Origin of the sequence: Arachidicoccus sp. BS20, from assembly GCF_001659705.1 — a bacterium.
Classification (GTDB): Bacteria; Bacteroidota; Bacteroidia; order Chitinophagales; family Chitinophagaceae; genus Arachidicoccus.
Window position 1 is genome coordinate 485003 of sequence record NZ_CP015971.1, and the last position, 25087, is coordinate 510089.

General features: G+C 39.0%; 18 protein-coding genes. 7 read left to right on the forward strand and 11 right to left on the reverse strand.

The window, feature by feature from the left end; genetic code table 11:
* Positions 1-103: 103 nt before the first annotated feature.
* Positions 104-943, forward strand: a complete 840-nt coding sequence (locus A9P82_RS02285; RefSeq protein WP_066203774.1) for an SDR family NAD(P)-dependent oxidoreductase — start codon at positions 104-106, stop codon at positions 941-943.
* Positions 944-1119: 176 nt separating this feature from the next.
* On the opposite strand, the gene rplI is transcribed toward A9P82_RS02285, so the two are convergent.
* The 3 genes from rplI to rpsF form a co-directional block, all read right to left on the reverse strand.
* Positions 1120-1566 (reverse strand): 50S ribosomal protein L9, encoded by a 447-nt coding sequence (gene rplI / locus A9P82_RS02290; protein ID WP_066203776.1) that lies wholly within the window; start codon positions 1564-1566, stop codon positions 1120-1122.
* Between the two features lie 134 nt (positions 1567-1700).
* Positions 1701-1967 (reverse strand): 30S ribosomal protein S18, encoded by a 267-nt coding sequence (gene rpsR, locus A9P82_RS02295; RefSeq protein WP_066203778.1) that lies wholly within the window; start codon positions 1965-1967, stop codon positions 1701-1703.
* A 4-nt stretch (positions 1968-1971) separates the two neighbouring features.
* Entirely contained in the window at positions 1972-2328 is a 357-nt protein-coding gene (rpsF, locus tag A9P82_RS02300; RefSeq protein ID WP_066203780.1) for a 30S ribosomal protein S6, read from the reverse strand.
* 211 nt (positions 2329-2539) lie between these two features.
* On the opposite strand from rpsF, the gene accD reads away from it, so the two are divergent.
* Both accD and smpB read left to right on the forward strand, forming a co-directional pair.
* Complete coding sequence (gene accD / locus A9P82_RS02305; RefSeq protein WP_082915175.1) at positions 2540-3451, forward strand: acetyl-CoA carboxylase, carboxyltransferase subunit beta; 912 nt, start codon at positions 2540-2542, stop codon at positions 3449-3451.
* 72 nt (positions 3452-3523) lie between these two features.
* On the forward strand, positions 3524-3961 hold the full coding sequence (smpB, locus tag A9P82_RS02310) for an SsrA-binding protein SmpB (protein WP_066203782.1): 438 nt from the start codon (positions 3524-3526) through the stop codon (positions 3959-3961).
* 4 nt (positions 3962-3965) lie between these two features.
* On the opposite strand, the gene tamL is transcribed toward smpB, so the two are convergent.
* Positions 3966-6395 carry a translocation and assembly module lipoprotein TamL gene (gene tamL / locus A9P82_RS02315; protein ID WP_082915176.1) on the reverse strand — a complete coding sequence of 810 codons (2430 nt, stop codon included), beginning with the start codon at positions 6393-6395 and terminating at the stop codon, positions 3966-3968.
* Between the two features lie 2 nt (positions 6396-6397).
* Here tamL and A9P82_RS02320 point away from each other — a divergent pair, with 2 nt between their 5' ends.
* Positions 6398-7120, forward strand: a complete 723-nt coding sequence (locus A9P82_RS02320) for a TrmH family RNA methyltransferase (RefSeq protein ID WP_066203788.1) — start codon at positions 6398-6400, stop codon at positions 7118-7120.
* Between the two features lie 8 nt (positions 7121-7128).
* Here A9P82_RS02320 and mgtE read toward each other — a convergent pair whose 3' ends face one another.
* The 3 genes from mgtE to A9P82_RS02335 all read right to left on the reverse strand — a co-directional run bounded on the left by mgtE (position 7129) and on the right by A9P82_RS02335 (position 12607).
* Positions 7129-8478 (reverse strand): magnesium transporter, encoded by a 1350-nt coding sequence (mgtE, locus tag A9P82_RS02325; RefSeq protein WP_066203790.1) that lies wholly within the window; start codon positions 8476-8478, stop codon positions 7129-7131.
* A 183-nt stretch (positions 8479-8661) separates the two neighbouring features.
* A complete protein-coding gene (locus A9P82_RS02330; RefSeq protein WP_066203793.1) occupies positions 8662-12027 on the reverse strand; it encodes a T9SS type A sorting domain-containing protein in 3366 nt (1121 codons plus the stop codon).
* Between the two features lie 232 nt (positions 12028-12259).
* Positions 12260-12607, reverse strand: a complete 348-nt coding sequence (locus A9P82_RS02335) for a 4Fe-4S dicluster domain-containing protein (RefSeq protein WP_066203795.1) — start codon at positions 12605-12607, stop codon at positions 12260-12262.
* A gap of 61 nt (positions 12608-12668) precedes the next feature.
* Between A9P82_RS02335 and A9P82_RS02340 the strand changes: the two genes are divergently transcribed.
* The gene (locus tag A9P82_RS02340) at positions 12669-13679 is read left to right on the forward strand and encodes an acyl-CoA reductase (protein WP_066203798.1); all 1011 of its coding nucleotides are present in this window, start codon (positions 12669-12671) and stop codon (positions 13677-13679) included.
* Positions 13680-13756: 77 nt separating this feature from the next.
* On the opposite strand, the gene A9P82_RS02345 is transcribed toward A9P82_RS02340, so the two are convergent.
* The 4 genes from A9P82_RS02345 to A9P82_RS02365 all read right to left on the reverse strand — a co-directional run bounded on the left by A9P82_RS02345 (position 13757) and on the right by A9P82_RS02365 (position 19934).
* On the reverse strand, positions 13757-15364 hold the full coding sequence (locus A9P82_RS02345) for a Na+/H+ antiporter (RefSeq protein ID WP_066203801.1): 1608 nt from the start codon (positions 15362-15364) through the stop codon (positions 13757-13759).
* A gap of 48 nt (positions 15365-15412) precedes the next feature.
* Positions 15413-16690, reverse strand: coding sequence for a mechanosensitive ion channel family protein (locus A9P82_RS02350; RefSeq protein ID WP_066203804.1), 1278 nt, complete (start codon positions 16688-16690; stop codon positions 15413-15415).
* Between the two features lie 888 nt (positions 16691-17578).
* Positions 17579-18784: an NAD(P)/FAD-dependent oxidoreductase gene (locus A9P82_RS02360; RefSeq protein ID WP_066203810.1), complete on the reverse strand. Its 1206-nt coding sequence runs from the start codon at positions 18782-18784 to the stop codon at positions 17579-17581.
* 16 nt (positions 18785-18800) lie between these two features.
* Complete coding sequence (locus tag A9P82_RS02365) at positions 18801-19934, reverse strand: AI-2E family transporter (RefSeq protein ID WP_066209497.1); 1134 nt, start codon at positions 19932-19934, stop codon at positions 18801-18803.
* 399 nt (positions 19935-20333) lie between these two features.
* Here A9P82_RS02365 and A9P82_RS15825 point away from each other — a divergent pair, with 399 nt between their 5' ends.
* Together A9P82_RS15825 and A9P82_RS02375 are read left to right on the forward strand one after the other, a co-directional pair.
* Positions 20334-20606, forward strand: a complete 273-nt coding sequence (locus A9P82_RS15825; RefSeq protein ID WP_369815746.1) for a hypothetical protein — start codon at positions 20334-20336, stop codon at positions 20604-20606.
* A 123-nt stretch (positions 20607-20729) separates the two neighbouring features.
* Positions 20730-25085, forward strand: a complete 4356-nt coding sequence (locus A9P82_RS02375) for a CusA/CzcA family heavy metal efflux RND transporter (protein ID WP_082915177.1) — start codon at positions 20730-20732, stop codon at positions 25083-25085.
* Positions 25086-25087: the final 2 nt, after the last annotated feature.

The following is a 25087-nucleotide window of genomic DNA, read 5'->3' on the forward strand; positions in this document are numbered from 1 at the left end:
GATAAATGATTCATCTGTTTGATTTTCGTAAGGTATTGTTTGCATTTCGTTAGCAGCAAGGCTTTGCGGCGCTCTACCTTTGTGCCATCAAAAACAGAAAATTATGGACACAAAAAAAGTATGGCTGGTAACAGGTGCATCGAAAGGTTTAGGATTATCCTTAGTGAAAAATTTAATCGAAAACGGATATAGAGTTGCTGCTACAAGCCGCAAAGCACAAAGCATGATTGACGCAATCGGCGAGTATGATGCAAAACAGTTTCTGCCGTTGGAAGTAGATTTAACAAGCGAAAAATCTATACAGGAAGCTGTTGAAAAAACGGTGCATCATTTCGGCAAAATAGATGTATTGGTAAACAACGCAGGTTACGGCATTGGCGGCGCTGTAGAAGAACTGAATGAACAGGAAATTAAAGACAGCTTTGATGTAAACGTGTTTGCCGTTATTAAAACAATGCAGTCTGCAATGCCTTATTTCAGGGAACAAAAATCAGGGCATATCATCAATATTTCATCTATCGCAGGCTTTGCTCCGGGCGCAGGCTGGAGCGTGTATGCCGCTACAAAATTTGCTATAATCGGACTTTCCGAAGTAATGGCGGATGATGTAAGAGAACTGGGCGTGAAAGTTACGGTAGTTGCTCCCGGCGCATTCAGAACGGCTTTCATCAGTAAAGAATCATTGGTGTATGCCGCAAAAGAAATTGAAGAATATAAAGCAATCCGTGAATCCCATAAAAGATTTAATGCGCTGGACGGCGTACAAATAGGCGACCCGAACAAAGCTGCGCAAGTGTTTATCGATTTAGCAGAAAACCCGAATCCGCCTGTGAGGTTATATCTCGGAAGCGATGCGTATAATCGTGCAACGGCAAAAATCAATTTGCTCACAAACGAGTTGGAAAGCAACAAAACAATTTCTTTTTCTACCGATTTTAATTAATTGTCCCAACCGTTTCCCCTAAAAAATAAACCTGTAAGGCTTGCGCAACCTTACAGGTTTATTTTTTGTATAAATTTGAGAAACATCTTATCGGGAAGATTTTATACTATAAACAAAAAATCTCACGCAATAAATACGTGAGATTAAAATTTTATAAACGAAAAAATTAAACCGGATTATTCGCCTACAACTTCAAATTCAATTTCAGTTACGTTGCCGTTACCAAAATCAATAGTTGCTTTGTGCACACCAAGTTCTTTAACTTCTTCCACTATTGCGATGCGCTTGCGGTCTATGTCATAACCCTTTTGCTCACGAATAGCGCGTGCAATTTGCAAAGTAGTAATGCTGCCGAAGATTTTTCCGGTAGTTCCCGTTTTTGCAACCAGCTTAACCGGAGATGCTTTTAATACATCGATTACTTTATTGATTTCCGCCAACAAAGCAGCCTCTTTCTTAGCTTTTACTTTTAGTTTTTCTTCCAATTGTTTCAGGTTGGAAGGACTTGCTTCAATAGCAAATTTTTGTGGAATAAGATAGTTGCGGGCATAACCATTTTTTACAGTTACCAGCTCGTTGGCTGCGCCTAAATTATCTACATCCTGAATTAAAATTACTTGCATTTTATTTTTTGTTTAGCTTCCCGAAACCCAGCGTTTACGCTGTCTTCCTAAAAGAAAGGAGTTAGGGAATGGTTACTAATTAATTTATGGCTTATAGTTCATGGCAATGAGCCATGAACTATAAGCTTAATTTCCTATTTCAAAAGGTCTGCCACGTAAGGCAACAAAGCCATTTGACGAGCTTTCTTTACAGCATCGGAAACTTTGCGCTGGTATTTCAGGCTGTTTCCTGTAATGCGGCGAGGCAACAATTTACCTTGCTCGTTGATGAATTTTTTCAAAAACTCTGTGTCTTTATAGTCAATATAGCGGATACCGTATTTTTTAAAACGACAGAATTTCTTCTTAACCTTATCCTGTTTAATCGCAGTCAGGTATTTTATTTCATTTGTTCTTGCCATGATATTAAGCCTCCACTGCTTTTTCGTTTCCGGTAGGTACGCCACTTCTCTTTTTTGCATTGTACTCAACGGCGTATTTGTCGAGTGCAGTGATTAAATGGCGAAGAACCTGGTCGTCGCGCAGAAACTGAACTTTCAGCTTCTCATTGAAGTCGGATGGCGCACTATATTCCAAAACCCAGTAAATAGCTGTGGTTTTTTTCTGGATAGGATACGCCAGTGATTTTAGTCCCCAAGGGTTGCTGTGCGTGATAGTTCCACCGTTTTCTGTAACAAAGTCGGTGTACTTTTTCTGAGCCGCTTTAAATTCGTCTTCAGAAAGCACAGGGGTAAAAATCACCATCAATTCGTAATTGTTCATTACCCTGAATTTTTGTTTTTGTTAAAAAATAATTTTTTGAGGGTGCAAAGGTAAGTGAAAGATATGTTTTTGACAAATTTTATACAGTTAAGTCCAAACACATACAAAAATGTGTACAAATGTAAAACCTAAACAACTTTCCACAAAATTGACTGACAAATGACGAAACTCCTTATTTTTGCCCGACTGTAATCATTGTAGGATAATTAATATGAGCGAATCAGAACAGAAAAATACAAATGCCGGCTCGTCAGAAGAGTCGAAAAGCGAACATAAAAGCCGATGGTTTATGCGGTTGAGAAAAGGCATTCAAACTTCTACTTCGGAAAAAAAAGAAGTTCCCGAAGGCTTATGGACAAAATGCCCCGAATGCAATTATATATGTACAACTGCGGAACTGGAAGAAAATTTGTTTGTTTGCCCGAAATGCAATTATCACCATCGCATTGGCAGTAAAGAATATTTTGAAATTTTGTTCGACGATAAAAAGTTTACGGAACATTTTGACAACATTCGCAGCAAAGATTTCCTCGGCTTTACCGATTTAAAATCTTATGCCAAACGATTGGATGAAATTTATTCCAAATCCGACCTGAAAGATTCTATTCGTGTAGCTTCCGGCAAGGTCAATGGGCAAGAGTTGATAGTTGCCTGCATGGATTTTAGCTTTATCGGCGGTTCGCTCGGCAGCGTGATGGGCGAAAAAATAAGCCGTGCCATAGATTATGCCATCAAGCACAAAATGGCGTTTATGGTTATCAGCAAAAGCGGCGGCGCACGCATGATGGAGAGCGCTTTCAGCCTGATGCAAATGGCAAAAACCAGCGCCAAACTCACACAACTGAGCGATGCGAAGTTGCCGTACATATCTTTAATGACCGACCCGACTTTCGGCGGCGTATCTGCAAGTTTTGCCATGCTCGGCGATTTGAACATTGCTGAACCGGGCGCACTCATCGGCTTTGCTGGTCCGCGCATCATCAAGGAGACCATGCGCAAAGAATTACCGAAAGGCTTTCAGCGCAGCGAGTTTTTGTTAGACCACGGTTTCCTCGATTTTATTGTCGATAGAAAAACTTTGAAAGAAAAATTAGCAACAGTTATTCATCTTTTTAAAAATTAAATACGTGAAGCGTGAGTCGCGAAACGTGAGTGCGAAAACCCACGACTGACGATTCACGTCTCACGAAATTTCATGTCTTCCCACAACAACAGACAAGCCTATTTTAACTACAACATAGAAGATAAATATGTTGCGGGCGTTGTATTGTTGGGAACGGAAGTAAAATCTATCCGTACAGGAAAAGTGAGCTTCAACGACAGCTTTTGTTTATTGGACAACGACGAACTTTGGCTTCGCGGATTGTATATTGGCGAATATAGTTTGGGAACGAATAATAATCACATTCCGGTTCACGATAGAAAATTGCTGCTTAATAAACGTGAACTCAAACGCTTAAAAGCTGCCACAAAAGAAAAAGGCTTAACCATTATTCCTTTAAAGATTTTCTTTAATGAGAAAAATTTAGTGAAAGTGGAAATTGGTTTAGCGCGTGGTAAAAAACTGCACGATAAACGCGAAACATTGAAGAAACGCGATACTGAAAGGGAAATCAAACGCTATTTGAAATAATTTTTTAAAACGGCAATCCTATTCCCAATTGAATGCCGTAATTATTTCTGTATTTTGTGCCAGTAATAGGATTTGCCTGATGATTGGAATATGCATAATCACGCCATCTAAAATTTTTGATGCTTAACCAGCCGTTATTTTCCAATCGTGCAGGGTCTTTTAATTTTAAACCGAAATCAAGCCTGATAACAAAATAATTGAAATCAAGTCGTATGCCTGTTCCTAACGCAATGGCAATATCTTTTCCCAAACGACTAATATCAAACTGTGCACCGGGTAAGTTGGGATCTTTACGAATGTCCCAAATGTTGCCAATATCCGAAAATAGCGCTCCGTTTATCTTAACACTTTCTGTTGAAATAAGTGGATAACGATACTCTAAGTTTACCTCCAATTGCATATCGGCATATCTATCGGTAAATGTACTTGCAGAATCATTTGGCACATAAGAACCAATTCCTAATTGCCGCAAGCCCCAGGCACGCATACTGTTTGGTCCGCCGGCAACAAACTGTTTAAAAAATGGAAGTGTATTGCCAAATTTTGTAAAGTTACCGTAGTTATAACCTGCACCCGCAAACGCACGGAACGCAAACTCTGTTTTAGGAAAATCCAAATGCTTTATATATTCGCCCTCTACCCGAATGTAACGATAGATTTGGTCGCTTAACGGTTTTATTAGTCCGAATAATCCGCCGGCTTCTTCCACGGCAAATCTTAAATAGCTATTGCCCTGAAACCTCGTATTGTCAAAGGAAACATTAAAATTTAACTGCTGACTGATGACAGTGCCGGCATTGAACGCTTTTGTCAAATAAGGATTATATTTTATCGCAGTATCCAATCCCGACAAGGTATCCAGCGAATACACTTCGATGTTCAACGGGCGATATTGCCAGTTGGAACGACCATTTCTCCACTGATATCCCCAGTTACCGACAAGGGAACGCAATTTGTAATAGTCGCGCCTGTCTGTGTAATTAGCACTTACATTCAACACAGTGCTTACAGCATCTAAATTTTTATCTCTTATTCTGAAAAATGGTGTAATAAAACGAGGAAACGAATAAGACTGAGAAGCGCCCAACTGTAATGTTTGTATCAAATTATTGCTAATGCTGTTATTGCCAAGCCCAAGCTCCACTCCGCCTAAGACATTCGTTACGGACTGGATTGCCCGGCGCCACACATTTCTGTTTCGATAGCTTAGATTGAGCGCTATGCCAAACATATTGGACGACGAAATAAAATCGCCTGTGTTCCAACTGCCTTCAAGTTCCGTTGTAATATTTTGTTTGATAGCCGGCACTAAAAAATAATTGACATCGATGCTGTCTCCATTTGTAAAGTTTCTGTAATCTACTTGTTGCCACGCTCCTATCGAAGTAAGGTTATTAATCGTTTTAAAGAAAGTGCTGTCTTTATACAAATCTCCTTTTTTGAAGTACAAGTGCTCCAGCATTGGTCTTGGCACAAATTTGTTTTCACGATTATAAATGGTAATATCTCCATGCCTTATTGAATGAATATTTGTAAAATTATCGGGATGTTGCAAAATTGTATCCGGAATTTCGTTAGGTCTTGTTTCCGGATAAAAATTCACTTTTCGGATTTTATACCGGACAAAATCCGAAAGCTTGGAACTAACGAGTAAAGTATCTTCTCCCGTGCGTTTCATTACCGTTAAAGATACAGTTGGATTTTCTTTTTGCTTTGCCGCGACTTGCGCCATTTTTACAGCTTGTTCAAATGGGTCTAAGGTTGGTCTCAGCAGATTTGCATCAATAGTATCTGCCTGTGCAATCAGGTTGTTTCTCGTGAGTTGGTAATAGCCCATATTTCTGTAAAGCGCTACCAGCCTGTCCAATTCAGCTGCAACAGCATCCTGTGCAAACTTTGTTTTCCCCGGAATTATTTTAGCCCGATGTTTTGTCGCTAATGCGACTTTCTGCAAAGTAGTATCTGACAAATTGTAGCCGAGCGAATCGATAATCGTAGGTTTGTTTGGCTCTACTTGTACAATGACGGTGGCACGTTTTTGAGCGGGCTTGCTTGTACTGTCAATGGATACGCTATCTGTAAATGTTGAACGGTAATATCCTACTGAATTGAGATAGCTATTCATGTATTTCTCGGTTTTCAGGATATTGGCTGTATCCAAAACCGGCGGACTAATAATTACATTTTTTACTAAATATTTAGTTACAAGCGGTACACGCAAACTATCCACCCAATAATTTCCCAGGTTGGTCGAAAGTAATTTGGCATCGTCCTTCGATATATTATCCTTATTTAATTCTATTTTTGACTCATAGACAAACGGCTTATCTGCCGGCGCATTTTTGATGGTAGTACATGCACTGAAACAGCAAAACAAAATCATCATTCCGATGGCAGTCGCACAGGTGTTTGACTTATAGAAAATATTCCGCATTTATGATTAGTAAAAATGAAATCAAATATATCCAAAGTTTGTACCATAAAAAAACAAGAGACAAAGAAAATGTTTTTATTGTCGAAGGACAGAAAATGGTAACTGAACTTTTTCAAAGTAATTTCGGTATTAAAAAAGTTTATGCCACCGAAAAATATGTTGTGCCGGAATGGTATTCATCGGCTGTAACAATGATCAGCGATATTGAACTTGGTAAAATGAGCCGGCTCGAAACCCCGAACCAGGTATTGGCTGTGGTCGAAAAAAAACAACAGCAACAGCGCATTGATACAGAACAAATCATACTTGCACTTGACGGTATTCAAGACCCCGGAAATTTAGGAACAATTATCAGAATCGCCGATTGGTTTGGCATACAGCAGATAGTTGCTTCACAAGATTCGGCAGATTGTTACAATCCCAAAACCGTGCAAGCCACAATGGGCAGCATTTTTCGCGTGGACGTTCAATATCTCGACTTGAACAACTTTCTTTCCCAATCAAAAACTAAAATTTTAGGTGCATTACTAAACGGTAATAATGTGCTGCAACACTCAAGCATTTCCAAAGGCATTTTGGTTATAGGCAATGAATCAAAAGGCATTCGCGAAAATATCAAACCATATATCAATGAAGCGGTCTCTATTCCAGCATTCGGCAAGGCGGAATCGCTGAACGCAGCCGTTGCAACAGGCATTATTTTGTCGCATTTGATTAAAAAATAATCATGTTTTTATAACAACAATTTGCTTGCTAATCCCAACGGAAGTAAAAATCCAAACACATCCGTAAATGTTGTGATGATAATAGACGATGCAATTGCAGGGTCAATTCCCAATCTTTTCAGCAACAATGGAATACCGGAACCGGCGATGCCGGCGACAATCATGTTGCCCACCATTGCTAAGAACAAAACCAACCCAAGCATTGGATTGTTGTCTAACAGCAATGCGACAATACATACAATAATGCCATTAACGGCTCCATTAATAAAGCCGACAAGAATTTCTTTCTTGATTGTATTCCACGCTTGCTTGTCTGACAATTGATTTAAAGAAATACGACGAACGGTAACGGCAAGTGCCTGAGTTGCAGTATTTCCGCCCATTCCCGCAATGATGGTCATATAGGCTGAAAGCACTGCTAACTGCTCAATTGTTTTTTCAAAATGCCTTGGAACAGACGCTGCAAGAAACGCCGTAGCCAAGTTAATAATGAGCCATGGCAAGCGGCTTTTGACGGCTGGCTTCCACGAACCACTTAGTTCTTCATCTTCCGATACGCCGGAAATTCTCAGGATATCTTCCGTATTTTCTTCTTCCAAAACGTCGATAACATCATCCACCGTGATTTGTCCGAGCAAATGATTAATGCCATCAACTACCGGTAATGAAGTGAGATTATATTGCGAAATAATTTTCGCTACCTCTTCCTGGTCGGCATCGGCGCGCACGTATTTAAAATCGGTCTTAATCAAATCGGCAATCTTGACATCGGCGCGCGACTTGATAATATCTTTAATGGAAACAATGCCAACTAACTTTTTCTGTTCATCCACTACATAAATAGTGTAGAACTCCTCCATATCCTCCGACTGACGAATAATTTCGTTAATGGCATCCGTTTTATACTGATGAATATTTACACTTATAAAGCTGCTGTTCATTAAGCCGCCGGCAGAATCTTCGGGATAAGTCAGCAAGTTACGGATAGCGGCAGCATCAACCAGGTCAAGGTCTTCCAGAATTTCTTCCTGTTCTTCAATATCCAACTGCGCAATGATGTCGGTAGCATCATCGTAATCAAATTCTTCAATAATTTCTTTTCGCTTTTCCGGTTCTAATTGCAACAACAATTCCGCAGGATGTTGTTCTTCGTCCATCTCCGAAATAGCTTCCGATGCTACTTCGGAAGGAAGTAAATTTACAATACGCTCCTGCTCTTCTTTGGTAAGATGTTCAAAAAATATCGCAATTTCCGAAGGATGATATTCTACCAGAACCTGTGCCAGTTGCGCATCATCGCCTTCCAAAGCCTGCTTTATTTTTGCTACATCGTGCTTGTCGAATTCAGTTTGTAACATATCGGAATTTTTAAAAAGTTGAAGAAAAAAACGCGCTGCAAAGGTGGCATAAATTTTTAAGCAGATGCTTTGACTGAAAAATTATTTTTTATTCTGTACCGGATTACGCTTCCGGACAAGTATAAAAAAAGCCCCGACAATTTATGCCGGGACTTTTTTTATTGAAAATTGATTTATATCAGTTTATCGTTTAATAAACTTGCCCTGATATTTTTCCGTGCCGTTGCTTACTTGCAGAATGTAAATGCCGGATGCAAGCTGATTGAACTTACTGTTTACAGCTTTATTAATATCATCGATTGTTCCCGTAGTTTGAACAACTGTATATCCGCTGACAGATACAATGCGTGCAGTATAATTGCCTGTTGCATTTTTCAGTTCAATGTGAATGCGGCTTTGATTAACCACAGGATTTGGATAGATAATCAATTTATTGACATTGTCGGAATTGTATTTCAAACTTATAACACCAACTTCCTGACTCGTTCCATTCAGGTTTTCCTGCATCAGGCGATAGAAATTCACACCGGATAACGGAGTTTTATCTACAAAGCTGTAATTGATAGCAATGCTGCTAGTTCCTGCACCTTTTACATCTCCGATGTCGGTATAATTTTTACCATCGGCAGAACGCTGGATAATAAAGCGTTTATTGTTCAATTGCGTAAGTGCGGTCCATGTGAGCTTCGATGTATTGTTTACAATAATGCCATTGAAATTGGTAACATTTACAGGAAGCGCAGCAGAGTTTTGCAATATAAAGCGAGAATAAACCGGTAAGTGGTCGGAAGAAACAACTTTGTTGTAAGGAGACACATACGTATTTGCAGGTTCTACCTGTGTAGAGTTTTCCAGATAATCAGGAACTAATTCATTAGTTATCAAAATTTGGTCAATCATTCCATCGTCACCCGGGAAGCTCGTTTCTCCTGCTTCATCTAACGGATAAGTGAGCGCGTCATAGTCGGCATTATCTGTTATATATTCTTCATAAGAAGATTGCTCGCCGCTGGTAATAGAACTATATACCCTGTCGTTATAATCGCCTACCATGATAATATTATCGTTTGGATAATAAGTATCAAGTGTATCTTTCAGCACTTGTGCATCGTACTGCCTGCGGCTGTATGATGTTGCGTCTGCGCCGGATTTTGAATGTAGTACAATAAAGCGTATCTTTTTACTTACACCGTTTATGTTTGCTGTAAATGTAGCCATATATGGCAATCTTCCTGATGACCAGAAACTTGAACTTGTAGATGTTGGATAATTGGCGAGTGTTGCTGTTCCGTTTTGTATGCTGTCATACAGATTTTTAAACATTGCTCTTGGAGGCTCGGTGGTAGAAAGCGTCATTGTCGCCGTATTGTAGATGATGCCTATTTTTTGTGCAGGATAAGTAGGGTCATCCGGCTGAAAATAATACGACCATCTGTCAGATATAAGCGCAGCGTATGTTTGCCCTGTTGCAGCATTTAATTTTGAAATCATTGCATTCATTCCACTGTCGCTGGACATTTCTTCAAAGCCTGCTATGTCGATATTCAAATGCTGAAATACGTTTGCAATGTTATTAACTTGTGTGTTAATTTCGTCAGCTGTTCTTACAATAGCGTCTGAGCCGCTGGAAGCAAAGAAACTCAGATTATAACAACCTACATCAAAGGTTTCCGATTTCGGATATGAACTGCCCAAAACTGCAACAAGCTTTTGATTTAAATCACTTCCGTTGGTAAATGTAAGGCTGTCTGCAATAAGTAACTGCTTGCTTTGGGGAGCAAAATCCGTATAAATGGTTGTACCGGCTTCAGCCGTTGCTTGTGGAATAACGATAGACGATGAGAAAGTTGAATTGTCTAACGATACGCCAAAATTAGCCGGTGCATTTACTGTTACATCGCCGTAACCAACGGCTTGCACGGCAATTGCGTCTCCATCTGAATGTGTGCCTGCAGATTGTTCTCCAAAATAAAGTTGTGAAGGCGTTACGGACAAAATCTGCGTTTTATTTGCGATAGCTACATTATCGATATCCCATTGTGCAGCGCCGTCGTCTGTATTTGCAACATATTTGAAGGCAATGTAAACAGGCGTGCTTTTATACGCTGTTAAATTGATACCATCGCTTAGCACAAATGATGCAGTTCCGGAACCACTTGGCTTAGGGAAATTGGCATTTAGTTGAGTCCATGTAAAATCATCGGGATTGCCCACGCCGTCGTAGTCGGTAGAAGCCCATAATGTTAAAGAAGGTCCTGAATATTCGCCGCGGCTTTCAAAACTAAGCACCGGGAAATTTGCATACAGACTTAAATCTAACTTAGGTGAAATTAGCCAATCTTCATTATTTACAGGTCCGCCGGAATATCCGTTGATACTTACACCGTTTGAGGCATCTCCATACGTACTGCACGCCCAGGTTTGACCGTCTCCTATAACACTATACTGTGTAAATCCTGAACCGGGAGCCCCCTTACTTGAACAAGCATTAAAATCAAAACTGATGTTTGCAGGGTCATAAGCCTGTCCGGTAACAGTAATATCTTTTTCTGTTGCGCCCGTGCTGATATGTGCAATAGTCTCGGAATAATTGCCTTGTATGGACGGAGAGTATTTTACATAAATCTTTTTATTTACCGCATCTCCGGGAGCGATACTTAATGACGAGCTGAAATTTACACTATCCGTAGATAAACTGAATACGCTACCACTTACATTAATGGTTGCAGCGTCGGTCAAATTTTTCCCGTTTAAAATATAAGATAATCCTGCGCTTTGATTAATAGCAATTGATGGAAATGTGAGAGAAGAAACCGTATTGTTATCATTATCGGTAAGAGATAGTTGCGGCACATTTGAGTCCTCTCCTATCCACGAAAGCGAAAAATTATCAATGGCAGTAGAAGGTCTATTGCCACTTCCCGTACTTTTATTTAAGGTAACAATTCGTATAGTTACCACACCACTTTGGTTATCCAAAGCATTTCCAAAATCTGCAGTAATAGTATTATTGCTAAAAGTGCTTCCGCCTGTAGTCAATGTACCGGTAATAGTACTTGCGTCTGTAAATGAAGTTGGGTTACTCCCTAAACCGTACTGAACCTGCCAGGCAGTTGTTCTTGGGCTATTTGCATCTAACGATTGCAAGTCAAACGTTAAGCTAAAACTTGTTTTTCCCAATGTATTGGAAATTTGAAATACAAAAGCAGCGCCGGCATCGCCAAAAGAGCCTGTTTGCCGTACACCCAGTGCACGGTCGGTAGCATTTCCTTGCTCAGTTGTTGTAGCCGAAGCGCCAAGAGAAGCAGATGCATAATTTGTAAATTGTCCCGATGTGGTTGCCCAGGTTGCCTTAGTAATTGTAGTAACGGCTGTTCCTATACTCGTAGCCGAACTTCCTGTGTTTACCGAAAATCCTGCCGGTAGCCCGCTTGCAATGCCGTCAAAATTTTCTACATAAGGAGACGTCGTTAAATCCACTTGTCCATAAGCAGATTGAATAAATAATAATGCAAAGCCAAGAATGAGCGTCGTGTAAATTTTTTTCATAGAAGTTTTAATTAGTGAATTTAACGCAAAGGTAATTTCAACCCGAATATGCGTAGATTAACAAATAGTTATGTGTCAATTTAGTTTAATTAACAAATAATTATATATTATTCAAACAATTGATAGTTAATAAGTGTGCTGCATTTTCACTCAAAACATTATAAAAACAAAAATGCCGCACCATAGTGCAGCATTTAGAGCGTTTATCAAAAGAAGAAAATTATATTATTAATCAAATATGCAGTTTTTCTTTCTTGTTCAGTAATTCGTCAATCGTTTCTTTATACATATCATCCGGGACGCAACAATCTACCGGGCATACAGCGGCACACTGCGGCTCTTCATGAAAGCCTTGACACTCGGTGCATTTGTCGGGAACAATATAATAAACATCTGTACTTATCGGTTCAAAACGTTTGCCCGCATCCACAACGTTTCCATCCATCAAGGTATAATCACCGCTTATAGTCGTCCCGTCTTTGATTGCCCATTCCACACCACCTTCATAAATTGCATTGTTCGGGCACTCTGGCTCACAAGCGCCGCAATTGATACATTCGTCAGTAATTTTAATTGCCATATTTTAAATTGAATAAATTTTATTTTTTAAAATAATTTTGCGCAAAATTACATTATAAAAAATGAACCTGCAGCAAAGGATTAAACTATTAGCAAAATTAGGCAATTATTTATTGGAAAACAATGATGAGTGGCAATCGGTAAAACAATATGCCTATCATAAAAATTCATGGTTCACACTCGCATTTATCGACCTCGCCTGTAACAATATTGTGCATTATTTTTTGCGAGAAAATTTATTAGGTGACTGGGCAAAAAAATATAATGTTCCCGACGAACAAAAATGCCTGCAAACTATAGGTATCGTAATGGCGGGAAATATTCCCCTGGTAGGCTTTCACGATTTTCTTTCGGTTTTCATTTCGGGACATAAACAGCTTATCAAACTTTCGTCGAAAGACGATGTGCTGCTGCCGTTTCTCATCAATAAATTAATCTCCTGGGATGCCGATACAAAAAGTATGATAAGCATTTCTGATATTCTGAAAAATTGTGATGCTTACATTGCAACCGGCAGTAACAATTCGGGAAGATATTTTGAATATTACTTTGGGAAATATCCGTCGGTTATTCGTAAAAACAGGACATCGGTTGCAGTCCTCGACGGCACAGAATCAACCACTACACTCGATTTACTTGCCGATGACATGATGTTATATTTTGGTTTGGGGTGTAGAAATGTAACGAAACTATTTGTGCCGGATGATTATGATTTTGTTCCATTGCTCACAGCGTTGAAGCGTTATAATTACCTTCTGGATGAACATAAATACAGGCACAATTTTGATTATCAACTTGCCTTGCAGATAATGAACAATAAATTGTACATGAACAGTGATGCGCTGATTGTTACGGAAAACGAATCGTTATTTTCGCCCATAAGTGTCGTTAATTATTCTTTTTACAAAGATGAAAACGATTTATTGTTTTTGGAAAATAACGAAAGTATTCAATGCATTGCAGGCAATAAATACCTGCCCTTTGGTGCGACACAACAGCCTTCTTTAAATGACTATGCAGACGGTGTAGATACCATGCAGTTCCTGATGAATTTGTCTCAAAAAATGGGATAGCATTGAATAAATGATATTATCCATGAGGTTGTTGTTGTTTATTGGTTCACTTCATCAAGTTTTCGTATCGGAATAAATCAAAATTTCCCTACCAACCTTGCTTCTTCCAGGTCCAGCGTGTACTCCATTTCTTTTATGGTATTATCATCGTATTTCCTCTCCTGCCTTAACCTATTAATTTCATTTCTTTGTAAGACAACAAGCTCTCTCCATATTTTCTTGTTTAGCCTTTTCTCAGACTGCATTTTTTTCTGTTCCGGTTCTTTATTAAGAGCATTTTCTAAAATAATAATATTCAATTCCAATTGTTCTTTTATTTTTTGAATATTTTCATATTTATCTAATTCTTGGTGATATTGTTTTTGAAGATATTCTATACACAATCTTGTTAAATGAAGTTTCATTTCTTCTAATTGTTCGGATCTGGAGCGACTGCTATCAATGTCATCAAGATTGAACCAACGGACAAATAATGGTAATGTAAGTCCTTGGAAAATGAGTGTGATAAGAATAACCATGAAGGTTATAAATAAAATTAGATTCCTATGTGGAAATGCTTCTCCATTGGTCATCGTTATTGGTATTGCGAGTGCAGATGCCAGAGAAACTACACCACGCATGCCGGCCCAACCTATCAAAAAAGGTAATTTTTTACCGGGGCTTACCCCTTTTTGCCATATACGACGACGGCTGACCATTCTTGGTAAAAAAAGAGCAACATATACCAATACAATGCGGACGATAATGACGATAAAGCTAATGGCAAGTGCGTAACTTATTGCCTGTTTCATAGAATATCCTTCGAGCCCGCTTAATATGTTTGGTAACTCAAGTCCAATGAGAATAAAAACAAAACCGTTCAATAAAAAGCCGGCTGTGGCCCAAACTTCTCTTGTTTGCATCCGAGTATGATAATTTAGGAAATCACTTGACCTGGATGAAAGAAAAAGTCCCCCACTAACTACTGCCAATACACCTGACCAATGAAATGATTCCGCAACAATATACATAACATATGGAGCAATCAAAGTAATGGGCGTAGTAATACTGGAGGAACGTGCCCAATATTTCAATATCAGGTACAGTAAATAGCCAATCATAACCCCAATAAAAATCCCCATAATAGCAAGAACTAAGAAGTTTATTGCCGCTTTTTGAATTACAAATTGACCAGTAATGACCGCTGTAATAGCAAATCTGAAAACGGTCAATGATGCAGCGTCATTTATCAAGCTTTCCCCCTCCAATATTACAATACCTCTCCGAGGAATTCTTAATCCTTTAAGTACAGAAGTTGCGGCAATAGCATCAGGAGGAGATATTATTCCTCCTAACAAAAAACCAAGTGCCAATGTGAATCCTGGTATCAGCAAAGCGAAAGATGCAATAGCCCAGGAAGTTATCAATACTAAACCAAATCCTAATAAAGAAATAGGTTGTTTCCATTTCCAGAATTCGTTCCACGAAGTGTACCATGCCGCTTCAAAAAGTAAGGGAGGAAGAAAAATTAAAAAAACAAGGTCTGGAGTAATACTTATATTAGGTACTGCCGGAATGAAGCTAATACCCAAACCTCCTATAACCAAGAAAATCGGATAGGATATTTTTAAACGTTGACTTATAATATACAAAACCGCCATTGCAAAAAACAACGTTAGTATTAATAATAAGCGTTCTTGTATCATAGTATAATTATCATTAGAAGAAATAACATATTACCAGAATATTAGAATTTACATAACAATATCAGTAATAAAAGTATTGGCTGCCGAACTGGGAAATTCGAATATTTCCAAATCAAAATAGTTAACAGCGGCGAGCAAATGATCAAAAATGTCAGCCATAATATGTTCATAATTAATCCATTCTACATCATTAGTGAATGCATAAAGTTCTATGGGCATCCCTTTTTCTGATGGAGGAAGCTGTCTTACCATCATCGTTAACTCTTTATGAATACTAGGATGCTGTTCAAGATATACCTCAATATATTTACGAAAAACACCGACATTAGTCAGGTTACGCCCATTTATCAGTAAGGATTTATCTATAGACGACGCATTGTTATATTGATGAATCTGTAGCTCCATTTTTTCTATATACCTTTCTAATAATTGTATTTGTTTCATCCGTTTAATATCTTCTGAGGTCAGATATCGTATTGAAGAAAGCTTAATGTTAATAGCGCGCTTAATGCGTCGCCCGCCTTCCTGTTGCATACCTCTCCAGTTTCTGAAAGAATCGGAGATAAGATAATAAGTGGGAATGGTGGTAATCGTTTTGTCAAAGTTCTGAATCTTAACCGTAGTCAGATTAATTTCTATAACATCCCCATCCGCTCCATATTTATCCAATGTTATCCAATCTCCGATTCTAACCATGTCATTGGCGGAGACTTGTATGCTTGCTACAAATCCTAAAAGGGTATCTTTGAAAATAAGTAACAAGACAGCGGATGCAGCACCCATTGCCGTTAGAAACGCTAATATTGACCTTCCTGTAATTCTTGAAAAGATTAGCAACGCGCCTATAAAATACAAGACAATCATTCCAACTTGTACAAAACTTTCTACAGGCTTATCTTTAAATGCTTCCCTCGTTTTAAGATAATCCCTGCCCGCAAATAAAAAAGACCTAATAAGCCAGATAGCTAACAATATCATATAAATATCAGCCGATACCAAAAAAAAAGATATATATCCACTAAAATCAGAAAGTATCCATGGGATTAGCCAAATAATGATAATCAATAACGGTAATTGTGTAAAATATTTCAAGACGTTATACTGAATCAGATAATCGTCAAATTGTCCGGAGGTACGTGTCGCCAATTTGCCCAATGTAGTTGATAGCAACTTATATAGAATCTTGTAAAAAATAAAACCGGCAATCAATAATAGCACAAATAATATCAAGGTATTAAGCCAGGATGCTATAACTGATGAAACGCCTTCTTTTATTAATAACTTATATACAAAATGATTATCAAATGGAGGTAATGTTGTATTCATAGAATTTTAGTTGTCTGTTTTACCCAATGTATTTTTTATCTTTCTCTCCCATTCGACCGCTCGTTTCTCTGCTTATCTGTTTCTCATTCCTTTGGACGTAATAAATGACCGTTAAATAGCTATGAAGAAAGCGATAATAGAGAGAAATATTATTATGTGCAGGTATAAGATTATAAACTTTAAGAAATGAAAATAATGCTATATAAGCATACCCGAAACTGACCTCATCAGCAGAAAAAGTATCCGACAATCGATCATTTCAAATATAGCCAATTAAATATACTAATGTAAAATATTTTACATATTGCAGCCTTACCAAAAGGAATGAAATGGAAATAGCAAAATAAAATTGAAGAAAAGTTCTGCATGCCGTAAATCCACCTGAAAAACAGATGAGATTGAATTCTGCAATTTGTAAGTAACCAATAGAAAGATAGGTTTGTGATACGGTGTATTATCCTTGTTTTCTGACAAACTATAAATAAAGGATGGCGGCGTGGCAATTAGTTCTTTCTGATCATGATGTTCGTATAAAGAATAAGCCCGAACGCAAGTTTGCTTGATTTTATAAAAACGAAGTATATTATTATTACTTGTTGAACCAATAGCTACTTTTCCTGCCATTAGCAGAATAAGTAACATTAAGGGCTTAAAAAAGTAATATTTTCTTTTCACAATTGCACAAATTTAATCATTAAAATTAAAAAGGTTCAGATGACGTATCGATATCATTGAAAAATAATAATATTTAATCTCAATATACGAGAATACGGCAGTATTTAAATATTCATTCAACTTTTTATTATTAGGACAAATCAAAAAGTCGGCAAAATGGATATAAAGGATTATCTATTAAAGCAGTAGTTGCCTCCTCGTAGTATTAAATAATTAGCGTCTAAACCTAAAATATTGATTTAGCGGATGTCTTTTATTTTTCAACATAGCAGAAACCATTTCCATACCAACGATAGAAAATGTAATACCATTGCCGCCAAAACCTAATACAAAATAAGCTGAAGGGAAATCAGGATGCTTGCCGATATAAGGTAATCCGTCTTTAGTTTCACCGAAAGTGCCCGCCCAGCCAAAGTCTGTCCTGAAATGATATTCAGGTAAAATTTTATGCAATTGCTTTTCCAGTCTTATTTGTTTCTTATTCAACAGTGCATCGCGCTTGACTGTATTTACAAACTCTTCATCTTCGCCCCCAAATAATAAACGATTGTCGTCGGTAGTGCGCATATAAATATATGGGTCTGCGGTATTCCAGATTAAAATATCGTTTAGGTAAGACTGGTCATCTGCGTTTCTTTCGCCTATGATAGCATAAGTAGAAAGCAGTCTGACAAATTTATCTTTGATAATTTCCACACTTTCAAAGCCGTTGCAATAAATAATTTTCTTAGCCTGAATTGTATTGTTATATTCTGTTGTAACTATTGCGCCACTTGGTTTGTGTACTGTTTTTTGAATATCCGTTTTATCAAAAATCCGTAAACCCCTCTTGTGATTATATGCCAGTAAATCGTGCGCGAAACAAAATGCGTCGATGCTGCCTCCCTGTTTAGAGAGGATGCCTCCAAAAGTATTTTGCAAATGATATTGTTCCTTAATTTCATTTGCCTTTAACCAGGATACAGGAAAGCCATGTTTTTTTCTAGCCGAAAATTCTTCTTTCAGCCAATCCACGTCCTTCTTCAGCGCAGCAAAATAAAGCGAATCTTTTTTCCTAAACCCACAGGAGGATTTGATTGATTTGGAAATAATGCCCAATTTATCAATAGAATCATAACAGGCACGGTAACTCGACACGGCGCCGTCTTTACCAATCTTTTTTATCAATTCGTACAAAGGCACATCAATTTCATATTGCAACATAGAGGTTGTTGCAGAAGTGCTGCCATTGCCGATTTCGCGACGATCTATCAATACTGTATCATATCCGTCTTCCATACATTGATGGGCAATCAGGCTGCCCGTGATGCCGCCGCCCACAATTAAAATTTCCGTTTTGATATTTTCCCCTAAAGAAGGATAAGCATGTAAAATACCATTCTTGATCAACCAGAAGGGCTCACTCGATTTTAATTTCATACTATGAATTTATAAATTATTCGTCAGTTGTTTTTCCTTTGTTCACTATTTTGGTGGATACACGCTTAGGCAATTTGTCGCCTAACAATTTGCCCCAGGGTTTTAATCCATCCACTCTGTCAAAAATAATTTTCAGTACCGCTACAAAAGGAATAGAAAGAAACATACCGCTGACACCCCACAATGCGCCACCGAGCAATACGACTAGAATGGACATAAGCGCATTGACAGAAACTTTGGAAGAAACAATCTTCGGCACGATAATATTATTGTCCAAAAACTGTATCACGGAATAAGCGACAATAATCAATACCGGTGTAGTAAGTCCGTCTTTATAAACAAAAGACATCAGCACAGGCAATGCAATCGCAATCAGTCCGCCGATATAGGGAACAAGATTTAACAACGCGCCAATGACGCCAAGCAATATCGCGTATTTAACACCCAGTACCAAAAGTGCTATACTATTTAAACCCGCAATGATACAGGTTTCTATGAGTAAGCCTACGATATAGCTTTGGATGGCAGATTTGGTTTCATGAAGAATTTCTGCAACACGTCCTGCATGATCATCTTCGAATACTTCGTATAAAAATTCAAGGAGTAAAGTCTTATAAAATAAAAGCAAAAATACATACAATGGTATCAAAACAAAATAACTTACAATACCAAAGACGGTGTTGATAGTTTGTCCCACATAAGTTTTACTGTTTTTCATTGCTTCGTTCAATATACTCATCTGTTTTTCGGATGATATGCCGAATTTAGCGGACAGCCATTGTTGCATCTGATGAAGCAGATTTAAAACCTTCGCATTCAGCTGCGGAATCATTTCATCAAATTGCACTATCTGTGATGAAAGAAAAAACAATATGCCGCCAACGACAATCAATCCCAGCAAAATGGTAAGTAGTATCGCAATAATCTTATTCATCTTCCACCGAAACAAATAGTTATAAACAGGATTCAGCAATACAGCAATCAATCCTGCAAATACGAAAGGCATTAAGATATCCTGCAATAGTTTGAGCATATAAAAGAAAAGAAATAGCCCAATAATGACCAATGGTGCTTTAATAAAAAACGGATAACCTATTTCGTTTTTATTTATTTGCTCTTTTGAAGATTTTTTTATAGAAGGTAATGCCATGCAATAATTGTTTATTTTGATAAATATCTTTTTAATGTGTATTAAAAATAAACGCATTTTATATTTGTCAATAGCAATATACTCTTTGTGCGGAATTATTCAATTCTCAAATTCTATATGCCAGCCAATAACAGATTTCTACCGGCAATGGAATAATATAGGCTATGCAATACCAAAGTATCTATTTGGAACTTATTCTTAATAATCGTAAAAATATTAAATTATTCGCTTACCGGGAATGTTGAGATAATAATTAATACTTCGCAACCATCTTCTGTTTATTGCTTTGCCGGCTTCATCGTGCCAGATTAATAAAGTATCCAAACAAATAACTATATTTGTATTGTCGTGCGATTTTTAACATTCATATTTGGCATTTACTTGCTGGCATTATCCGTGATGCCATGTAAAGATACATATACCAAAACGAATGCAGCTATCGCAACAATATCGCAAACAGACAATTCCCATACAACAAACCCTATCGATGATTGCAGTCCTTTCTGTATTTGCAATTGCTGTAGCAGTACGGTTGCCTTAAAAGCGGCAGGTTTCTTTTTACCGTTGTCCAAGCCGGTTATTACAACAAAACGTATTTATCCCATCAGGGACTTCTCTTTTATTTCCAATTTCTACGGGAACATCTGGCAGCCGCCTAAGATTAGTGCTTAGTATTTTTTCTATTCAGCTGAACGGTTAATCGGTAATCAGTCGCCGGTGCATGGTTATTCAGTATTTCGCATAACGCCGCCGTCCACTGTACTTCAAAATATTCTTCACTAATCATTTTACAAAGTGTTAGACAGTATTATTAGCTTCAGTATAAAGAACAAACTCATCATCGGTATGATGACTTTGGCGCTCATCATCTGGGGAATATGGAGCGCCGCAAAACTGCCCATTGACGCGGTTCCCGACATTACCGACAATCAGGTGCAGGTCATTACTAATTGCCCTACGCTGGCCAGCCAGGAAGTGGAACAATTCGTTACTTATCCTATAGAAAAAGCAATGGCAAACCTACCCGATCTGGTGGAAATGCGTTCTTTTTCCCGTTTCGGCATCAGTGTTGTTACCCTTGTGTTTAAGGACGATGTCAGTATTTATTTCGCCCGGCAACTTATCAGCGAAAATCTGAAATCCGCCGAAAAAGAAATTCCCGAAAGTATGGGCAAGCCCGAATTAGCGCCCGTAACCACCGGACTTGGCGAGATTTACCAATACGTTATCCATCCCAAAAAAGGGAGCGAGAATAAATACTCCGCAATGGATTTGCGCACGATGCAGGACTGGATTGTGAGCCGCCGGTTATACGGCATTGAAGGCGTTGCCGAAGTAACAGGTTTCGGCGGCATCACCAAGCAATACGAAGTCGCTGTCAATCCCGACCGGTTGAAAGCGATGAATGTAACCATTTCCGAAATCTTTACGGCGCTGCAAAAAAACAATGAAAATACAGGCGGAGCGTATATTGATAAAAAACCGAATGCCTATTTTATTCGCGGTATCGGTATGGTCAAAACGTTTTCGGACATCGAAAACATTGTTATTAAAACTTCTTCTTCGGGCATTCCCGTGTTGATTCGCGATGTAGCCAAAGTACAGTTCGGTTCGCCGCCCCGTTACGGCGCTATGACATACAACGGCGAAAAAGAAGTGGTGGGCGGCATCGTGCTGATGCTGAAAGGCGCGAACAGCAATGAAGTGGTACAACGGGTAAAAGAGCGGATGAAATCCATCCGGCAATCTTTGCCCGATGACGTGGTCGTTGAGCCTTTCCTGGACAGGTCGCAATTGGTAAACAGAGCTATCGGAACGGTAGAAAGAAACCTTGTGGAAGGTGCGCTGATTGTGATTTTTGTATTGGTTATTTTTCTCGGGAACCTGCGTGCAGGGCTGATTGTAGCGTCAGCGATTCCGTTGGCATTGTTATTTGCGCTAAGCCTGATGAATGTATTTGGCGTAAGCGCGAACCTGATGAGCTTAGGTGCGATTGACTTCGGCTTGATTGTGGACGGAGCGGTTATTATCGTAGAAGCGACCCTGCATCATCTGGGCTTACGAAAATCCCTGCAAAAGCTCACGCAGCAGGAAATGGACGACGAGGTTTTTTATTCAGCTTCCAAAATCCGCAGTAGCGCTGCATTTGGCGAAATCATTATCCTGATTGTCTATATTCCCATTCTTACACTCACGAGCATAGAAGGAAAAATGTTTACGCCGATGGCGAAAACAGTCAGCTTTGCCATATTCGGTGCGTTAATTCTTTCATTAACCTACATACCGATGATGAGCGCGCTGTTCTTATCCAAAAAAGTTTCGCACAAAAAAACTTTTTCGGATAAAATGATGAACAAACTGCAAGTCATTTATCAACCGCTTTTACAGAAAGCGATTAAGGTAAAATATGTCATTGTTTCGGTAGTGGCAGTGCTTTTTGCCATTTGCATTTTGCTCTTTAGTAAAATGGGCAGCGAGTTTATTCCGCAATTACAAGAAGGTGATTATGCCTTTGAATTTGTATTGCCGCAAGGCACGTCGCTGTCGCAAACAACGGAAACCGTTTTGCAGGCAGAACGCATTATCAAACAATTTCCCGAAGTGCAAATGGTGGTCGGCAAAACGGGCGCAGCCGATGTAGCCACCGACCCAATGCCGATGAATGCATCCGATTTAATTATAAAGCTAAAGCCAAAAAAAGAATGGACAACAACGCACGATTTTTATCAACTGGCAGCATTGATGAAAGAAAAACTGGACGCTATTCCGGGTGTCATTGCCGAGCCGAACCAGCCGATACAAATGCGTTTTAATGAGCTGATGACAGGCATCCGCCAGGATATAGCCATTAAAATATTCGGGGGAAATTTGGATACACTGGCATCGCTTGCGCCAAGAGTGGCAAACATTATCAAGAACATTGAGGGAGTAAGTGAACCAATGATTGAGCGCACGGCAGGACTTCCGCAGATTGCCATTGAATACGACCGTGCACGCATTGCCGCGTATGGTTTGAATATTAAAGACATCAATCAAGTGGTAACAACCGCATTCGCAGGCAAACCGGCAGGACAGGTTTTTGAAAACGAACGACGTTTTGATTTGGTCGTACGGTTAGACAGCGCCTATCGCAATTCATTGGAAAACGTGGCAGACCTGTATATTCCGCTGCGCAACGGCAATCAAATTCCCTTATCGCAAGTGGCGAATGTTTCTTTTAAAGAAGGTCCTGTTCAAATCAGTCGTGAGGACGGCAAACGCAGGCTTGTCATTGGTTTCAATGTCAGAGGCAGAGATGTGCAAAGCGTGGTAACAGATATTCAAAAAACATTGGGTAAGCAAGTCAAATTGCCTACAGGATATTATTTTACTTACGGCGGTCAATTTGAAAATCTGCAAAAGGCAAGCAGGCGGTTAATGATTGCCGTGCCTGTTTCCTTGCTGCTGATCTTTATGCTGCTCTACTTTACATTTCGTTCACTTAAACAAGCTACCCTGATTTTTACGGCGATTCCTATGAGCGCTATCGGCGGCGTATTTGCGCTACTGCTGCGCGGCATGCCTTTCAGCATCAGCGCAGGCGTAGGATTTATTGCATTGTTCGGCGTGGCGGTATTAAACGGTATTGTATTGATCGGCACATTTAACCAATTGGAAAAAGACGGTGTTACCGATATTTTGAAACGCGTAATTGAAGGTACAAAAGAACGTTTACGCCCTGTATTAATGACGGCAACCGTAGCATCATTGGGCTTTTTACCGATGGCAATCAGCACGGGAGCAGGTGCAGAAGTTCAAAAGCCTTTGGCAACCGTCGTTATCGGCGGATTGATAACGGCAACTTTTCTCACGTTGTTTGTGCTGCCTTTACTGTACATTATTTTTCATTCAAAAATCAAACTTAAAATGAAACCCGTAACAGTTATGCTTGTGTTGTTTTTAACGACAATTGCTTTTTCTGCAAATGCACAACGTATACAAATATCAAACGTGGATGAAGCCATTGCCATTGCTTTGAAAAACAATGAAGGTATTAAAGCCAAAGAATTGGAAATAAAATCGGCGCAAAGCCTTACCAAAACGGCAGGCGAATTGCCCAAGCTTGATATTGGTGCACAACTCGGTAATTATAACAGTAACCGGTTTGACAATGCTTTTCAGCTTTCGCAGACCATCCCTTTCCCGACATTATTCGGTGCAAGAAAAGGTTTGATAAATGAGCAAATAAAAAGCAAAGAACTCAAAAGCGAACTTTCTGTTTTGGAGCTGAAAAAAGAAGTACGCACCTATTATTACCAAATCCTGTATTTGCAGCACAATAAAACACAACTGCAATATATGGACAGCTTGTATGACGATTTTATCAGGGTGGCGCAGCTGCGTTACAAAACAGGCGATACCAAGAAAGTGGACATCAGTACGGCGAATGCGAAGAAAGGCGAAATCAATTTATTGCTGCAACAGAATGATGTTTACCTCGCTAATGCTTACCAAAGTTTGCGGGCATTAATGAATATCAACGATTCCCTTGAGATTGTGAATACCGCTACATTTCAGCCGTTGCAGATAAGTTCTTTGCTTGACAGCGTTGCCATTGCCAATCATCCTGCCGTAAAAGCATTGTATCAGGAAGTGCAAATTGCGGAGCAAAATAAAAAAGTGGAAAGAGCGCAAGCCTTGCCCGATTTCTCAGTCGGTTATACAAATCAATCCTTAATTGGTTACCAGACCATTAATAATCAGGAACAGTATTTCGGTGCAGGGAAAAGGTTCAGCTATGTAAATGTAGGAATTGCGATTCCGCTTACGTTCGGCGCCAATAAAGCGCGCGTGCAATCGCAGGATTATGCCAGACAGGCAGCGCAAGCGGGTGCCGCACAACAACAAAAAGTATTGACGGCACAGTTGCAAAATGCGTTGCAGCAGTATCAACAGGATTTGCAGCAGTTTCAATATTATCAGCAACAGGCATTACCCAATGCAAATGAAATCGTTTCAGCTGCGCAAACCGGTTATCGTACGGGCGACATCAGTTATGTGGAATACCTGTATGCTTTGCAAACCGCGACCGATATACGTTTGAATTACCTGAAAAGCATTCAGCAAATCAACCAATCCGTTATCAATATTTATTCACTCGTAAATCAATAATT

Excerpts from the sequence above, each read along its gene's own strand:
- A9P82_RS02285 (WP_066203774.1), top strand. The coding sequence starts at position 104 with ATGGACACAAAAAAAGTATGGCTGGTAACAGGTGCATCGAAAGGTTTA.
- rplI (WP_066203776.1), bottom strand. The coding sequence starts at position 1,566 with ATGCAAGTAATTTTAATTCAGGATGTAGATAATTTAGGCGCAGCCAAC.
- rpsR (WP_066203778.1), bottom strand. The coding sequence starts at position 1,967 with ATGGCAAGAACAAATGAAATAAAATACCTGACTGCGATTAAACAGGAT.
- rpsF (WP_066203780.1), bottom strand. The coding sequence starts at position 2,328 with ATGAACAATTACGAATTGATGGTGATTTTTACCCCTGTGCTTTCTGAA.
- accD (WP_082915175.1), top strand. The coding sequence starts at position 2,540 with ATGAGCGAATCAGAACAGAAAAATACAAATGCCGGCTCGTCAGAAGAG.
- smpB (WP_066203782.1), top strand. The coding sequence starts at position 3,524 with ATGTCTTCCCACAACAACAGACAAGCCTATTTTAACTACAACATAGAA.
- tamL (WP_082915176.1), bottom strand. The coding sequence starts at position 6,395 with ATGCGGAATATTTTCTATAAGTCAAACACCTGTGCGACTGCCATCGGA.
- A9P82_RS02320 (WP_066203788.1), top strand. The coding sequence starts at position 6,398 with ATGATTAGTAAAAATGAAATCAAATATATCCAAAGTTTGTACCATAAA.
- mgtE (WP_066203790.1), bottom strand. The coding sequence starts at position 8,478 with ATGTTACAAACTGAATTCGACAAGCACGATGTAGCAAAAATAAAGCAG.
- A9P82_RS02330 (WP_066203793.1), bottom strand. The coding sequence starts at position 12,027 with ATGAAAAAAATTTACACGACGCTCATTCTTGGCTTTGCATTATTATTT.
- A9P82_RS02335 (WP_066203795.1), bottom strand. The coding sequence starts at position 12,607 with ATGGCAATTAAAATTACTGACGAATGTATCAATTGCGGCGCTTGTGAG.
- A9P82_RS02340 (WP_066203798.1), top strand. The coding sequence starts at position 12,669 with ATGAACCTGCAGCAAAGGATTAAACTATTAGCAAAATTAGGCAATTAT.
- A9P82_RS02345 (WP_066203801.1), bottom strand. The coding sequence starts at position 15,364 with ATGATACAAGAACGCTTATTATTAATACTAACGTTGTTTTTTGCAATG.
- A9P82_RS02350 (WP_066203804.1), bottom strand. The coding sequence starts at position 16,690 with ATGAATACAACATTACCTCCATTTGATAATCATTTTGTATATAAGTTA.
- A9P82_RS02360 (WP_066203810.1), bottom strand. The coding sequence starts at position 18,784 with ATGAAATTAAAATCGAGTGAGCCCTTCTGGTTGATCAAGAATGGTATT.
- A9P82_RS02365 (WP_066209497.1), bottom strand. The coding sequence starts at position 19,934 with ATGGCATTACCTTCTATAAAAAAATCTTCAAAAGAGCAAATAAATAAA.
- A9P82_RS15825 (WP_369815746.1), top strand. The coding sequence starts at position 20,334 with ATGCCATGTAAAGATACATATACCAAAACGAATGCAGCTATCGCAACA.